This is a genomic window from Mycobacterium spongiae (assembly GCF_018278905.1).
GTDB classification, from domain to species: Bacteria; Actinomycetota; Actinomycetes; order Mycobacteriales; family Mycobacteriaceae; genus Mycobacterium; species Mycobacterium spongiae.
Window position 1 is genome coordinate 4,265,224 of the sequence record NZ_CP046600.1, and the last position, 14,066, is coordinate 4,279,289.

At 64.5% G+C, this 14,066-nt stretch carries 10 protein-coding genes; 5 read left to right on the plus strand and 5 right to left on the minus strand.

The annotated features are described in order from the left end of the window. Window positions 1-100 precede the first annotated feature (100 nt). Entirely contained in the window at window positions 101-2,392 is a 2,292-nt protein-coding gene (metE, locus tag F6B93_RS17295; protein ID WP_211696174.1) for a 5-methyltetrahydropteroyltriglutamate--homocysteine S-methyltransferase, read from the plus strand. On the opposite strand, the gene F6B93_RS17300 is transcribed toward metE, so the two are convergent. Next, window positions 2,389-4,134 carry a DUF3556 domain-containing protein gene (locus tag F6B93_RS17300; RefSeq protein WP_211696175.1) on the minus strand — a complete coding sequence of 582 codons (1,746 nt, stop codon included), beginning with the start codon at window positions 4,132-4,134 and terminating at the stop codon, window positions 2,389-2,391. The two genes, metE and F6B93_RS17300, sit on opposite strands and share 4 nt — an antisense overlap. Window positions 4,135-4,437: 303 nt before the next feature. Between F6B93_RS17300 and F6B93_RS17305 the strand changes: the two genes are divergently transcribed. Continuing rightward, window positions 4,438-5,181, plus strand: coding sequence for a TylF/MycF/NovP-related O-methyltransferase (locus F6B93_RS17305; RefSeq protein WP_211696176.1), 744 nt, complete (start codon window positions 4,438-4,440; stop codon window positions 5,179-5,181). Here F6B93_RS17305 and F6B93_RS17310 read toward each other — a convergent pair. From F6B93_RS17310 to prpD, 3 genes are read right to left on the minus strand one after another with little or no spacing between them, the layout of a single operon-like run. Further along, window positions 5,165-6,295 (minus strand): bifunctional 2-methylcitrate synthase/citrate synthase, encoded by a 1,131-nt coding sequence (locus tag F6B93_RS17310; RefSeq protein WP_211696177.1) that lies wholly within the window; start codon window positions 6,293-6,295, stop codon window positions 5,165-5,167. The two genes, F6B93_RS17305 and F6B93_RS17310, sit on opposite strands and share 17 nt — an antisense overlap. A gap of 3 nt (window positions 6,296-6,298) precedes the next feature. After that, on the minus strand, window positions 6,299-7,219 hold the full coding sequence (gene prpB, locus F6B93_RS17315; RefSeq protein WP_211696178.1) for a methylisocitrate lyase: 921 nt from the start codon (window positions 7,217-7,219) through the stop codon (window positions 6,299-6,301). Then, on the minus strand, window positions 7,216-8,721 hold the full coding sequence (gene prpD, locus F6B93_RS17320) for a 2-methylcitrate dehydratase PrpD (protein ID WP_211696179.1): 1,506 nt from the start codon (window positions 8,719-8,721) through the stop codon (window positions 7,216-7,218). The genes prpB and prpD overlap by 4 nt, the downstream gene beginning before the upstream one ends. A 95-nt stretch (window positions 8,722-8,816) precedes the next feature. Here prpD and F6B93_RS17325 point away from each other — a divergent pair, with 95 nt between their 5' ends. Both F6B93_RS17325 and F6B93_RS17330 read left to right on the plus strand, forming a co-directional pair. Then, the gene (locus F6B93_RS17325; RefSeq protein WP_211699570.1) at window positions 8,817-10,256 is read left to right on the plus strand and encodes a short-chain fatty acyl-CoA regulator family protein; all 1,440 of its coding nucleotides are present in this window, start codon (window positions 8,817-8,819) and stop codon (window positions 10,254-10,256) included. A 112-nt stretch (window positions 10,257-10,368) separates the two neighbouring features. Next, entirely contained in the window at window positions 10,369-11,814 is a 1,446-nt protein-coding gene (locus F6B93_RS17330) for an HNH endonuclease signature motif containing protein (RefSeq protein ID WP_211696180.1), read from the plus strand. Here F6B93_RS17330 and F6B93_RS17335 read toward each other — a convergent pair. Next, window positions 11,744-12,241, minus strand: a complete 498-nt coding sequence (locus tag F6B93_RS17335) for a DoxX family protein (RefSeq protein WP_211696181.1) — start codon at window positions 12,239-12,241, stop codon at window positions 11,744-11,746. The two genes, F6B93_RS17330 and F6B93_RS17335, sit on opposite strands and share 71 nt — an antisense overlap. 123 nt (window positions 12,242-12,364) lie before the next feature. Here F6B93_RS17335 and F6B93_RS17340 point away from each other — a divergent pair, with 123 nt between their 5' ends. Then, on the plus strand, window positions 12,365-14,050 hold the full coding sequence (locus tag F6B93_RS17340) for a pyruvate, phosphate dikinase (protein ID WP_425518563.1): 1,686 nt from the start codon (window positions 12,365-12,367) through the stop codon (window positions 14,048-14,050). The last annotated feature ends 16 nt before the right edge of the window (window positions 14,051-14,066 follow it).

Here is a 14,066-nt window from a genome sequence, read left to right on the forward strand (position 1 = left end):
GTGGCCGTACCCGGCGATGGTGTGTGCGCATATTCGCACCCGAGCTGGATCGGCGCTGTGTCAACGGGCGGTGACCATCCCGTCGATTGAAGGACAGCTCGTGACCCAGCTAGACCGTCGTCAACCTTTTACTGCAACCATTACCGGCTCCCCCCGTATCGGCCCGCACCGCGAACTCAAGCGTGCGACCGAGGGCTACTGGGCCGGGCGTACTAGTCGATCCGATCTGGAGTCCGTTGCCGCGACCCTGCGCCGCGACACGTGGTCGGATCTGGCCGCCGCCGGCTTGGACTCGGTGCCGGTGAACACCTTCTCCTACTACGACCAGATGCTTGACACCGCCGTTCTGCTTGGCGCGCTACCGGAACGAGTACTCGGGGTCTCCGACGAGTTGGACCGCTATTTTGCGGCCGCCCGCGGCACCGAGACCATCGCGCCGCTGGAGATGACGAAGTGGTTCGACACCAATTACCACTACCTGGTTCCCGAGATTGGGCCGGCAACCAGGTTCACGCTGAACGCGGACAAGGTGCTGTCCGAGCTGAAAGAGGCCCACCGGCAGGGGATTCCGGCGCGCCCGGTCGTCATCGGGCCGGTTACCTTCCTGCTGCTGAGCAAGGCGGTCGACGGTGCGCCCCGACCCATCGAACGGCTCGAGGAATTAGTCGGGATCTACTCGGAGCTGCTGTCGTTCCTCGCCGACGGCGGCGCCCAGTGGGTGCAGCTCGACGAGCCGGCGCTGGTGACCGATATCTGCGCCGACGCGCCCGCGCTGGCCGAGCGGACGTACACCGCGCTGGGATCGATGTCCAACCGGCCGGCCATCCACGTCGCCACCTACTTCGGTGACCCGGGCGCAGCGTTGGCGGCTTTAGCCCGCACGCCCGTCGAAGCGATCGGGGTCGACCTGGTGGCAGGTGCGCGCGCGGCAGTGGCGTCGATCGTCGGGGCACCAGAACTGGCCAGCAAGACACTGGTGGCCGGCATCGTCGACGGACGCAACATCTGGCGCACGGACCTGGAGTCGGCGCTGAGCCGGCTGGCAACGCTGCTGGGTTCGGCGGCGACGGTCGCAGTGTCTACGTCTTGCTCGACGCTCCACGTGCCCTATTCGCTGGAGCTAGAAACCGACCTGGATGACGATCTGCGCAGCTGGCTGGCGTTCGGGGCGGAAAAGGTGGCCGAAGTTGTGGTGTTGGCGCGTGCGCTGACCGACGGGCGCGACGCGGTCGCCGAAGCGATCGAGGCATCCAATGCCGCGGTGGCGGCCCGCAAACGCGACCCGCGCCTGCATAGCGAGCAGGTTCGCGCCCGCATCGACGCAATCGTCGCGTCCGGCGCGCATCGAGGAAACGCCGCCGACCGCCGCGCCAGCCAGGACGCGCGGTTGCACCTGCCATCGCTACCGACCACGACCATCGGCTCCTACCCGCAGACCGCGGCGATCCGCACCGCCCGCGCGGCCTTGCGGGCCGGCGCGATCGACGAGACCGAGTACGTCCGCCGGATGAAAGCCGAGATCGCCGATGTCATTGCCTTGCAGGAAAGGCTGGGACTCGACGTGCTGGTACACGGTGAGCCCGAGCGCAACGACATGGTGCAATACTTCGCCGAGCAGCTGGAGGGCTTCTTCGCCACCGAGAACGGTTGGGTGCAGTCCTACGGCAGCCGCTGTGTGCGCCCACCGATCCTCTACGGCGACGTGTCCCGCACCCATCCGATGACGGTCGACTGGATCACCTATGCGCAGTCGCTGACCGACCGGCCGGTCAAGGGCATGTTGACTGGACCGGTCACGATCCTGGCGTGGTCATTCGTCCGCGACGACCAACCGCTGGGCGAGACGGCCAACCAGGTAGCGCTGGCCATCCGCGATGAGACCGTGGATCTGCAGTCCGCGGGCATCGCGGTCATCCAGGTCGACGAGCCAGCGCTCCGCGAACTGCTGCCGCTACGACGCGCGGACCAGCGAGAGTACTTGCGCTGGGCCGTAGCGGCCTTCCGGTTGGCGACCTCCGGCGTAGCCGACTCGACTCAGATACATACCCACCTGTGCTACTCGGAGTTCGGCGAGGTGATCGAAGCCATTGCCGACCTCGATGCCGACGTCACCTCTATCGAGGCGGCACGTTCCCATATGGAGGTGCTCGAGGATCTGAACGCCATCGGCTTCGCCAACAGCGTGGGTCCAGGCGTCTATGACATCCACTCCCCGCGAGTGCCCAGCGCAAACGAAATGGCGGAATCGCTGCGTGCCGCGTTGCGGGCGGTGCCGGCTGGACGGCTATGGGTCAATCCCGACTGCGGGTTGAAGACCCGCAACGTCGAAGAGGTAACCGCGTCCCTGCAGCACATGGTTGGGGCTGCGCGGGAGGTCCGGACGGCAATCTAGTCCGCCGCTGGGGCCGAGACATCCGACAGCACCTGGACCGGCACATCGTCGGCCCAGGGCTGCCGGGTCACCATGTCGGCGACCCGCACATAGCCGCGCTCGAACTCACCAGTCGCGGCGTCGACCAGTCGGTACTGCTGAGTCTGCTTGTGAATCGGCTGCGCATCGAGCAGGACGACCCGCACCTCTCCCGGTTCGAAGTGGCAGCGCTGCTGCATCGCTTCGATCAGCTGCTCGTTGTGCATATGGCCGTCGCCGAAATTCCACCCGATGGCGGTGCTGCAGATCCGTTCCCCGTCGGTGATGACGTAGTCGTCCTCGTTTTCGCCGACCATCGCTCGGTGGGCCAGAGTGAACAGCGCCCTGCCATGCGTGTTGAAGCCGCGGAACGCGTACCCCATGTAGATCGGGATCTGGGCCGCTTCCGGACTGCCGTAGAAACGCTCCAGCTGTGCCTGCGGCATGCTGGCGATCGCGACGATGCCCCTGCCGATCTTCTCGTTCGCCGACGGCTTGAGGCACCACAGCGTGGTGTCCCAATTGCCCGCGTAATAGCGCATGCCCGGCAGGAACGAGACCTTGCGCGGGAACAGGTTGCCGACTACCACGATGCCCACAATCACCACGAACAGAATCGCCACTGGCACAGGGTTTTTCAGATCACTCAGCCCAAGCTTGGCATGCCCGACGAATAGGGACAGGACGCCGAAGATCATGAACACGTTCCACTCCAACGGCACTCCCATTGGGATCGCCGTCAGGATTGCCAGGTGGAACCCGATCATGATCGCCGCAGCCGCCGTCAACGGCCAGCCGGCGTCCGATAGGAACAGCACCACCGGTACGGCCATCTCGATGAGAGTGCCGGTGTGGGCGAAGAACTGCGACAAGTGTCCGGGCCGCAGGTCGTCGGGGAACTTCTTGAAGAACATCCGCTTGATGAACCGCGGCCGGAACAGCGGGTTGTTGGACATCATGGTGGAGATCACGAACGGGAAGTGGCGGTTGAGCTTCGATGTCGCCGCACCCAGCCAGATCACCAGAAAGACCAGTTTGGCAGCCACGATCATGTCGACTCCGCCAAACAGGAAGGTGACCGTCAGCGTGGCGTAGACCTCGCCGCGCGCGGCCAGGAAGATCACTTTGTCGCGCAATCCCAAGACTCCGAGAATGATCAGGATGATTACGATCTGCCAATTCGGCAACAACCCGACCGTGGTGCCGAGTTCCGGTACCGGGCCGGAACCGTCGGTGAACAGCGCCGACAGCAACATGGTCAGCAGCAGCGCATAGAGTGCGACATCCACCGGCGTGCGCTTGGTGCCCCTGGTTAGCGGCACGCGGCCCGGCCACGGTGGCAGCCGGATGGTGCCGAACCTCATCCAGTAGAGGATTGAGCCCATCGGCGGGAAGAACCGGTTGTTGAGCGGCCCGAACCCGCAGCCCAGCCCGATCACTTCGAACAGCATCGTGTAGAGCACGACCTTCTGGAAGACGATCGGCTCCGCATACCACGACGTGACATCGGTGAACCCGTTGATGCCTCTAGTGCTGAACACGATCAACCAGGCGAAGAGGATGTAGAGCGCAATCTTGACGACGTAGAACAGGTGCATCGCCACCGGGGTGCCGAATCCCACTTCGGCCCAGTGACGCGCCATGGGACGGATTTTTTCGCTGCGGGTGCCTTTGCTCCATTCGGCCATGTCGATGTCCGGCAGTCGCGGCTTCAGAAATCCCATAGCCCACAACATTAGAGCGCGTTGTCCGTTCTGAAGTGAGCGGCAGGCCGCTAAGAGTCGTCCTCCAGGTTTCGAAGCCACGTCGCGGCTGCCGCGCCGGCTCGGCGATGTCGGCGACGCGACGTCAGCAACCGTGGACTCACCGTTGCACCGGCCGCTGGGCTAGCCCAGGCAATCGACGGGAGCACCAGCGATTCCCCAGCTTCGTCTCAGCCTGGACTCAACTCTCGTGCCCATCCTGTAATCACCGGCCGCTGCCTGCGGTATCGGCGAAAGAGCTTCTCGACGCAAGGAGAGATTGGCATGGCACCGCTATCTACACAAAGCCCGGCATTCGCCTGGGATCAATTAGTAGAGTTGCCCGATCTCGGGGATCTGGATTGGCACCAGGGAAGCCAAGTGCTCAATTTTTTCCCCAAGGACAAAGACTATCGGGAGTTGCCATCGGCGCGCGCGATGGTGGCAAAATACTTCGGCAACGCTAAACCTCTCAACACCGATGCGGCAGTACTGAAGTACGCTTCCGACCACGTCACGCTGCGTGGCGCCTTCTTGGAAATGGGTGTGTGCACAGGAAGAACGATCAACTTTATTGCCGCGCTCAATCCAGAACAGCGGATCTGGGGATTCGACTCCTTCAACGGACTTCCCGAGCAATGGCTGCGCACCGACCTGGCCGTTCCTGAAGGGACTTTCGGGATCAAGGTCGACGGGTGGATGCCGCCCGTTCTCCACAATGTGAGCCTGGTAAAGGGCTTGTTTCAAGAAACTCTTCCAGAATTCAAGAACCGCGTTCTGAACACGACTCCGATCGCTTTCCTCCATATCGATTGCGACATTTATTCGTCCACGAAGGCGATTTTCGACCTGTTGGGCGACAACATAGTTCCGGGCACTGTGATTGCTTTCGACGAACTGTACAACTACCCGGAAGCCGAAGACCACGAGTTCAAGGCACTCCAGGAATTCCTGCGCCGGACGGGGAAGAAGGCGGACTACCTAGCCTTCAATCAGCGTTTCGAACAGGTGGTCATCCAGATAACTTAGAGTCAACCAACGCCCGCTGATCGCGCCCCGTGTAGGCGCTGAGCGGCCGGATCAACGCGTTAGCCGCGGCCTGTTCCATGATGTGCGCAGTCCAGCCGGTGATCCTGCTCATCACGAAGATCGGTGTGAAGCTAGCGATGTCGAATCCCGTCAGGTAGTACGCGGGACCGGTCGGAAAGTCGAGGTTCGGCTTGAGTCCGGTAGCCGCCAGCATCTCAGCCTCGAGAGTGTCGTAGATGTTCAGCCAGCGCTGACCGTCGCGGACCGAGGCGATACGAGCCAACGCCTGCCTCATGGTCGGCACCCGGGAGTCGCCGTGCTTGTAGACCCGATGCCCGAAGCCCATGATCTTCTCCTTGCGACCAAGCTTGCCGTGCAACCATTCCCGCACGTTGCCTGAATCCCCGATCTCGATCATGTCGTGCATAACGGCTTCGTTCGCGCCCCCGTGCAGCTGCCCCTTGAGCGCGCCGATCGCCGCGGTCACCGCGCTGTAGATGTCGGATTGGGTCGACGTCACCACCCTTGCAGCGAACGTGGAAGCGTTGAAGCCGTGTTCGGCGTAGAGGATCATCGACTGCTCGAACGCCGACACGATGGCGGGTTCGGGCACCTCGCCGAAGCACATCCGCAGGAAGTTCTCGGCATAGCCGAGCCCGCTGTGCGGTGCGATCGGAGCCAGCCCGCGACGCCGCCGCATATCGACAGCGACGATGGTCGGCAACACCGCCATCATGCGCAGCGCCTTGGCGCGGTTGGCCGATTCGTCGTCCTCGTCGGGGTCTTCCGCGCCCAGATAGCTCATCGCGGTTCGCACCACATCCATCGGATGACAGTTGTCCGGCATTCGTTCCAACAGCGACAACATCGAGCGGTCGAGTCGCCTGCCGGCGCGCTCCCGTTGACAGAACAACGCCAACTCCGGATCGGTGGGAAGCTCACCGCGCCACAGCAGAAAGGCGACCTGCTCGAAACTGCAGCGCTCGGCTAGTTCCTGAACCGCATATCCCCGGTAGGTGAGCGAATTGGTCTCCGGCACCACTTTGGAGATCGCTGTGGTGTCCACCACGACACCGGCGAGGCCTTTCTTGATTTCGGTCGTTGACGTGGTCACTGATCAGCCCCCCTCGAGCGTGAAGTTGTATGTCTGGGTGTCGAATTCGTTGTAGTCCTGGTAGCGGAGCAGCGCGTAGAGCCGATCCCGATGTTGCATTTGCTCCAGCAGACTCGATTGTGTTCCCGCTGAATGGATTTCGCGGAGCCCCGCCTCGATCGCGAACATCGCGAGGCGCAAGGTAGTGACCGGATAGATGACGGCGTTATAGCCAATGTCGCTCAGCTGCCGCGTGGTCAGCAGCGGCGACTTGCCGAACTCGGTCATGTTGGCCAGCAGCGGGACGTCGATGGCGGCACGGAACTTCTCGAAAGCGGCGACGTCAGCCAACGCTTCGGTGAAGATCATGTCCGCGCCCGCGTCGGCGTACGCGCGGGCACGGTCGATCGCGGCATGCAAGCCCTCGACGCCGGCGGCGTCAGTGCGGGCGCAGACCACGAAGTTGGGGTCTCGCCGAGCGGATACCGCCGCCCGCAACCGCTGGACCATGTCGGCCGCCGACACAACAGATTTCCCATCGAGGTGGCCACACCGCTTCGGGTTGACCTGATCCTCGAGATGACATCCGGCCAGACCCGCTTCCTCCAGGACCGATATCGTGCGCGCGGCGTTCAGCGGCGATCCGAATCCGGTGTCCGCATCGATCAGCGTCGGCAAGTCAGTCGCCGCGGCAATCTGGGCACCACTGGCAGCCACCTCGGTCAGTGTGGTCAACCCGATGTCCGGCAGACCGAGATTGGCCGCCAACGCCCCGCCGGAAACATAAACTCCTTCGAAGCGCGGGGGGCCAATGTCAGCGACGACCTTGGCCACCAGCGGGGAGAAGGCACCCGGAAGTCGCTGCAGCCGACCCGAATCCAAGCCGGCCCGCAATGCGGCACGCTTATCGGCGACGCTGACCGCCACACCTACCACCGGGTTCACCGGAAGATTCCCGACGAAATCACCGGCGCCTTGTCCAAGACCCGCGGCTCGATCAGCACATTGAGCCCGCCGAGGGCTCCGCCCTTGAGGTCGGCCAGGTTCTCCACAGTGGACAGGAACCTTTGCTGTTCACCGGATTCCACCACGGGTTCGGCAAGCTCGGCGAACTTGTGCAGGTATTGCTCCCGAGCAAACGGTCGCGCACCTAGCGGATGCGCGTCAGCCACGGCCAGCTCGTCGATGATCACCTCACCGCTCTTGAGCCTTACTTCCGCGCGTGCCCCGAAGGCCTTCTCGGCCGGGTCGGTCGAGTGATAGCGGCGCGTCCACTCGGGATCCTCGACCGTGGAGATCTTGTGCCACAACTCGACGGTGTCGGGCCGGTGCGCCCGCTCCGGCGCATAGGAACGCTCGTGGTGCCAGCTGCCGTCCTGCAGCGCCACCGCGAAGATGTAGGGCAGCGAGTGGTCGAGGGTTTCTCGAGAGGCGTCCGGATCGAACTTCTGCGGGTCCGCCGAGCCTGTGCCGATCACGACGTGGGTGTGGTGGCTAGTGTGCAGGACGATCGTGGCGACCTGGTCCAGGTCGCCGATGCGATCACGCATGCGGCGCGCCAGGTCAATCGGCGCCTGGCTCTGGTACTCCGCGGAGTGCTCCTTGGTGAAGCTGTCCAGAATGGCGCGCTTGGGTTCACCGGGAGCGGGCAACGGCACGTGGTAGATGTGTTCCGGGCCGCTGAGTAGCCATGCGATGACACCGTCCTCGCCCTCCCAGATCGGCGCCGGCGAGCCTTCACCGCGCATCGCCCGGTCGACGGCCTCGATGGCGACCTTGCCGGCATGCGCGGGTGCGAACGCCTTCCAGCTGGAGATCGCTCCCTTGCGCGACTGGCGCGTGCTGGTGGTCAGGTGCAGGGCCTGGCCGATAGCGGAGTAGATAGTCTCGGCGTCGAGCCGCAGCATGGTCCCGATGCCGGCGGCTACCGATGGGCCCAGGTGTGCGACGTGGTCGATCTTGTGCTCGTGCAAGCAGATTCCGCGGACGAGGTTGATCTGAATCTCATAGGCGGTCGCGATGCCGCGGATCAGGTCGGCACCGCGCACGCCGAGCTGCTGGGCGACGGCGACGAGAGGCGGAATGTTGTCACCGGGGTGGGAGTAGTCGGCGGCCAAGAATGTGTCGTGGAAGTCGAGCTCGCGCACAGCAACGGCGTTGGCCCAGGCCGCCCATTCCGCCGAATACGTCCCGTCGACGCCGAAGACCCGGGCACCCTGCCCCGCGCGATGCGGCAACGCCTGCTGGCGGGCAACCGTGACAGGGCGGCGCAGTACCGACGCCGCACTGGCGGCAGCGTTGTCGATGATCCGGTTCAGAATCATCTCGGCGGTCTCGGGCTCGACGGCGACCGGATCGGTGGCGACCTCGGCGATCTTGTAGGCCAGGTGTTCGGTGCGCGGGAAGTCGTCGGCGCTGCGCCGAGACCGAATCGCGTGCAACAACATGATTTGCACACTATGCAAGCTCGTCGGCGAAATAAATACCCTGCAAGTGCGTATTCTTGCGTCCTTAGCCGCAGCACGTTGCGAAGGTTGCGAACATACCGTCGAGTAATATCACAGCGGTGGCTAAGACGTTTTCCGGTGCTCGGCTGCGGCGACTGCGCGAAGAGCGCAGGCTCACCCAAGCGGCTCTGGCCGGCGCCCTGAACCTGTCCACCAGCTATGTGAATCAGCTGGAGAATGACCAGAGACCGATCACGGTGCCCGTGCTGCTGGCCCTCACCGAGCGCTTCGATCTGCCGGCGCAGTACTTCTCTTCCGACTCGGACGCCCGATTGGTGGCCGATCTCAGCGAGGTCTTCACCGAAGCAACGACCTCGCCCGCGATCGGCCCAAGCCAGATCGAGGAATTCGTGGCCCGAATGCCCGAGATCGGCCGCAGCCTGGTCGCGGTTCATCGACGGCTGCGTGATGCCACCGAGGAATTGGAGGGCTATCGATCTCGGGCGACAGCCGAGACGTCATCGCCTCCCGAGCGACCAATGCCGTTTGAGGAGGTACGCGATTTCTTCTACGACCGCAACAACTACATCGGCGATCTCGACACCGCGGCGGAACGTATGTTCGCCGAAAGCGGGATGCGTCCCGGCGGGTTGGACGTCCAGCTGCCTGAGCTGATGGCGGATCGGTTTGGCATTTCCGTGGTGATCGGCGACGATCTCCCGGCAACCACCAAGCGCCGCTACCACGCGGACACCAAAGTGCTTCGGGTGGCCCATTGGCTCCTGCCGGGCCAGCGCGCTTTCCAGATCGCCACTCAGCTGGCGCTGCTCAGCCAGTCGGAGCTGATCTCGGCGATCCTGGCGACCGACAGCGAGCTCAGCACCGAAGCCCGCGGGGTCGCCCGGATTGGGCTGGCGAATTACTTCGCCGGAGCATTCCTGCTGCCCTACGGCGAGTTTCAGGGTGCCGCCGAGGAGCTGCGCTACGACATTGACTTACTGGGCCGCCGGTTCGGGGTGGGCTTCGAGACGGTGTGCCACCGGTTGTCGACCCTGCAGCGTCCGCACCAACGCGGGGTGCCCTTCATTTTCGTGCGCACCGACAAAGCCGGGAACATTTCAAAGCGGCAATCGGCCACGGCATTTCATTTCAGCCGGGTGGGCGGCAGCTGCCCGCTGTGGGTAGTGCACGACGCATTCGCCCAGCCGGGACGCATCGTCGTCCAGGTCGCGCAAATGCCCGACGGTCGTTCGTACTTCTGGGTGGCCAAGACCACCGCGCCCGAAGGCCGCGGTTATCTGGGCCAGCACAAGAGCTTCGCCGTCGGGTTGGGTTGCGACCTCGCGCACGCCGACAAGCTGGTCTATTCAACCGGGGTTGTCCTCGACGACCAGACAACCGCGGTACCAATCGGAGCAGGCTGCAAGATGTGCAGCCGGACCGCGTGCGCCCAGCGCGCATTCCCGTATCTCGGCGGCCGCGTCGTCGTCGACGAGAACGCGGGCAGCAGCCTGCCCTACTCATCCACCGACTAACCGGCTTGATCGCCTGGGTCTCCAGCTTGGCAGTTGAAATCCCTTGTGTCACTTTAGTTTCACGAGCATCAGAACCAGGATTCTTGTCGGTACCGGATCATAGAATTAGAACATGCTTTCGAGTAGTCGTGAGGAGATCGTCGAGGTCTTTGACGCGCTCGATGCCGACCTGGATCACGCACGCGAGCTGTCGTTTGATGCGCTGACCACTCCAGAACGGTTGGCGTTGCTGGAACGCTTGGAGACGGTCCGCCGCCGGCTGCCCGCCATCGAGCATGGGTTGATCAATCAGATCTCCGAGCAGGCTGGCGAGACCGAGCTCGGCGGCCGGCTGCCCAGGGCATTGTCGGATCGGTTGCGCATCACCCGCGGCGAAGCCGGCCGGCGGGTGGCCGAGGCCGCCGATCTAGGGCGGCGGCGGGCACTGACCGGCCAACCGTTGCCGCCGCTGCTCACCAAGACCGCCCAGGCGCAGCGCGACGGACGTCTCGGTGACGGCCACGTTCGGGTCATCCGTGACTTCTTGCGTCGCCTGCCGGTCAGTGTCGATGCCGAGACCCGCGAGAACTCCGAGGCCCGGCTGGCCAAGCTGGCCACCCGGTTTCGCCCCGACGAGCTAGCCAAGCTAGCCCAGCGGCTTATGGACTACCTGCACCCCGATGGCGACTACACCGACGAGGAGCGGGCTCGCCGACGCGGGCTGACGTTAGGCAACCAAGACGTCGACGGCATGTCGAAGCTGACCGGCTGGTTGACTCCCGAAGCTCGGGCGACCCTCGACGCGGTGTTGGCCAAGCTGGCCGCACCCGGGATGTGCAACCCCGACGACCAGACCCCGGTCATCGACGGCACAGCTTCAGAAGAAACCGCCCAGCGGGATACCCGCAGCACTGCCCAACGCCAACACGATGGACTCAACGCGGCGCTGCGCGCCGTCCTATGCAGCGGAAAACTTGGGCAACACAACGGGTTACCGGCGAGCATTGTCGTGTCCACCACGCTCAAAGAGTTGGAATCGGCCGCGGGTAAGGCACTCACCGGTGGGGGCAGCCTGCTGCCGATGAACGAGGTGATCCGCTTGGCCCGGCACGCACACCATTACCTCGCACTCTTCGACCAGGGAAAAGCGATCGGGCTGTACCACACCAAACGCCTGGCATCATCCGGGCAGCGAATCGTGCTGTACGCCAAAGACCGCGGATGCACCCGCCCCGGTTGCGACGTGCCCGGCTACCAATGCGAAGTGCATCACATCACGTCGTACGCGGCCTGCCGCACCACCGACGTCAACAACCTGACGTTTGCCTGTGGCCAAGACCACTCGTTGGTCGAGCCTGGCGGCTGGACTACCAGAAAGCGCGCCAGCGGAAACATCGCATGGATCCCACCGCCCCACGTGGATCACGGCCAACCCCGCACCAATAGCTTTCATCACCCGGAGAAGCTCCTCGCAGACGGTGACGACAGCCCGCTAGGCCGCCAGGCGGCTAGGCCGGCGGGCGGTAGAAGATCAGCAACTGCCCCACAGCCCCGGCGAGGCCAAGCCCCGCCGCGATGATCAATCCCTGCCAGCCGTCGAACCAATTCCTGCCGAAGATCAGCCAATCGAGGCTGAGCTTGCCGGCACCCAGCATGGCGACGACGACGGCGCTGACCGCCAGCACCAGGTTGTACTCCCAGCCTTCGTTGACGATGAAAAAGCCGTTGGGGCGGTGCACCGTCCATGCCGCGACCAGCATCAGGGACACGAAGCCCGCGGCCGGGATCGGTGTCAGCAGCCCGGCAGCAAGCCCCAGTCCAGCAGCCGTCTCGGTGGTGGCGGCCAGGGCGGCGTGAAACGTACCGGGCTTCATTCCGATGCTCTCGAACCAACGTGCCGTGCCCGGTATTCGGCCGCCGCCGAAGAACTTGTTGAGGCCATGCGCGGCGAGGGTCAGGCCCAGCAACAACCGCAAGATCAGCAACCCGACGTCGTTTGGAGTCATAGCCGCAAACCTAGAACATTCACCGAGATTCCGCCGCAGCAGCGCCGCGCCGCTGACCCCGGCCAGCGGTGTGGGACTATGGCTGGCGTTGCGGCCTTTGTCCGAAAGGTACCGGCAGGAGACATCACAGCTTGGACAAGCCCGAGGGGGTGCACCACGACTCGCATCGCAGGAGGCACCACCGGGCCCAACGTGGTCTTGCTCGACGGCACGGGGAATCACCCGCGGGAGATCCTGGGCAACAAGGGCCACACCATTGATGCGATGCGACGGCACGGTTTTCCAGTACCGCCAGCGTTCTGTCTCACCACCGAAGTTGGCGTTCGATATCTCGCCGAGCCCGAACCGACCATGGCCGCGATCTGGGACGACGTACTGGACCGGATCAGCTGGCTGGAAGCCGAGACCGCGCGCACTTTTGGCGGGGCTTCGCGTCCGCTGCTGGTCAGCGTGCGCTCAGGCGCCACGCAGTCGATGCCCGGCATGATGGACACGATCCTGGATCTGGGCATCAACGACGCCGTCGAACAGGCCCTGGCGGAGCAGAGCTCGCTTGAGTTTGCCCGCGACACCAGGCGGCGGTTCACTCGCATGTATCGACGCGTGGTGGCGGGCGATCAGGCCAGCGAGGCTAGCGTTCCGGCCGACCCCTATGCGCAGCTCCGCGCCGGCATCGAAGCCGTGTTCACCTCCTGGAATTCGCCTCGTGCCATTGCCTATCGCGACCACTACGGCCTGGACGACCGAGGCGGCACGGCGGTGGTCGTACAGGCGATGGTATTCGGCAACCAGAGCGCGAACTCTGGAGCTGGAGTGTTGTCGTCGCGCAACCCGATCACCGGCGCCAGAGAACCGTTCGGCGAATGGCTGGCCGGCGGCCAGGGTGACGACGTGGTATCGGGGTTGGTCGACGTCGCACCAATCGCTGCGCTGCGTGATGAGCAACCGACCGTCTACGACGAGCTGACGGCCGCCGCCCGCCGCTGGGAGCAGCTGACCTCCGATGTCCAAGAGATCGAGTTCACCGTCGAGGACGGCAACCTGTGGCTGTTGCAGGCGCGCGCGGCGGCGCGGTCGGCGCAAGCCGCGGTGCGGATAGCGCTTCAGCTGCGCCACGAGCGTCGCATCGACGAGCTGGAGACGTTGCGCCGGGTGACGCCCGCGCACATCGAGGCTCTGCTCATGCCGGCCCTGCAGCCAGAAACACGTTTGGCGGCAACGCTTTTGGCCAAAGGTTTGCCCGCGTGTCCGGGCGTGGCGTCAGGTCGGGCGTACGCGGATGTGGATGAGGCGATCGACGCCGCCGACCGCGGTGAACAGGTCATCCTGGTACGCGACCACACCCGGCCCGAAGATGTCTCGGGAATGCTGGCCGCACGAGCGATCGTCACCGAGGTCGGCGGTGCCGCCAGCCACGCGGCCGTGGTCAGCCGCGAACTCGGCAGGGTCGCCGTGGTGGGTTGCGGCCACAATGTCGCGGAGTCGCTGGCCGGCAAGCACATTACCGTCGACGGCTGCACGGGCGAGGTACGCGCCGGCGAACTGGAGCTCTCTGCGTGGTCGGAAAACGGTACACCGGAACTGCGCGAGCTCGCCGACATCGCGTTGCGGGCCAGCCCCCTAAGGGTCCATGCCGCTGGCGACTACCCGAGGCTGGATGACCATTCGCAAGCCGCGGTGCGGGCCGCTCTAGCCGCCGGCAAGAGCGACGTTGTGTCGGCCAGGCCGCTGGTCACCATGTTGGTCGCGGCGCACCTGGCCGACGACGACACGACACCGCTGCGGCCAGATCCGTCTGCCACGAAGTGATTTCGTCCCAGCACCG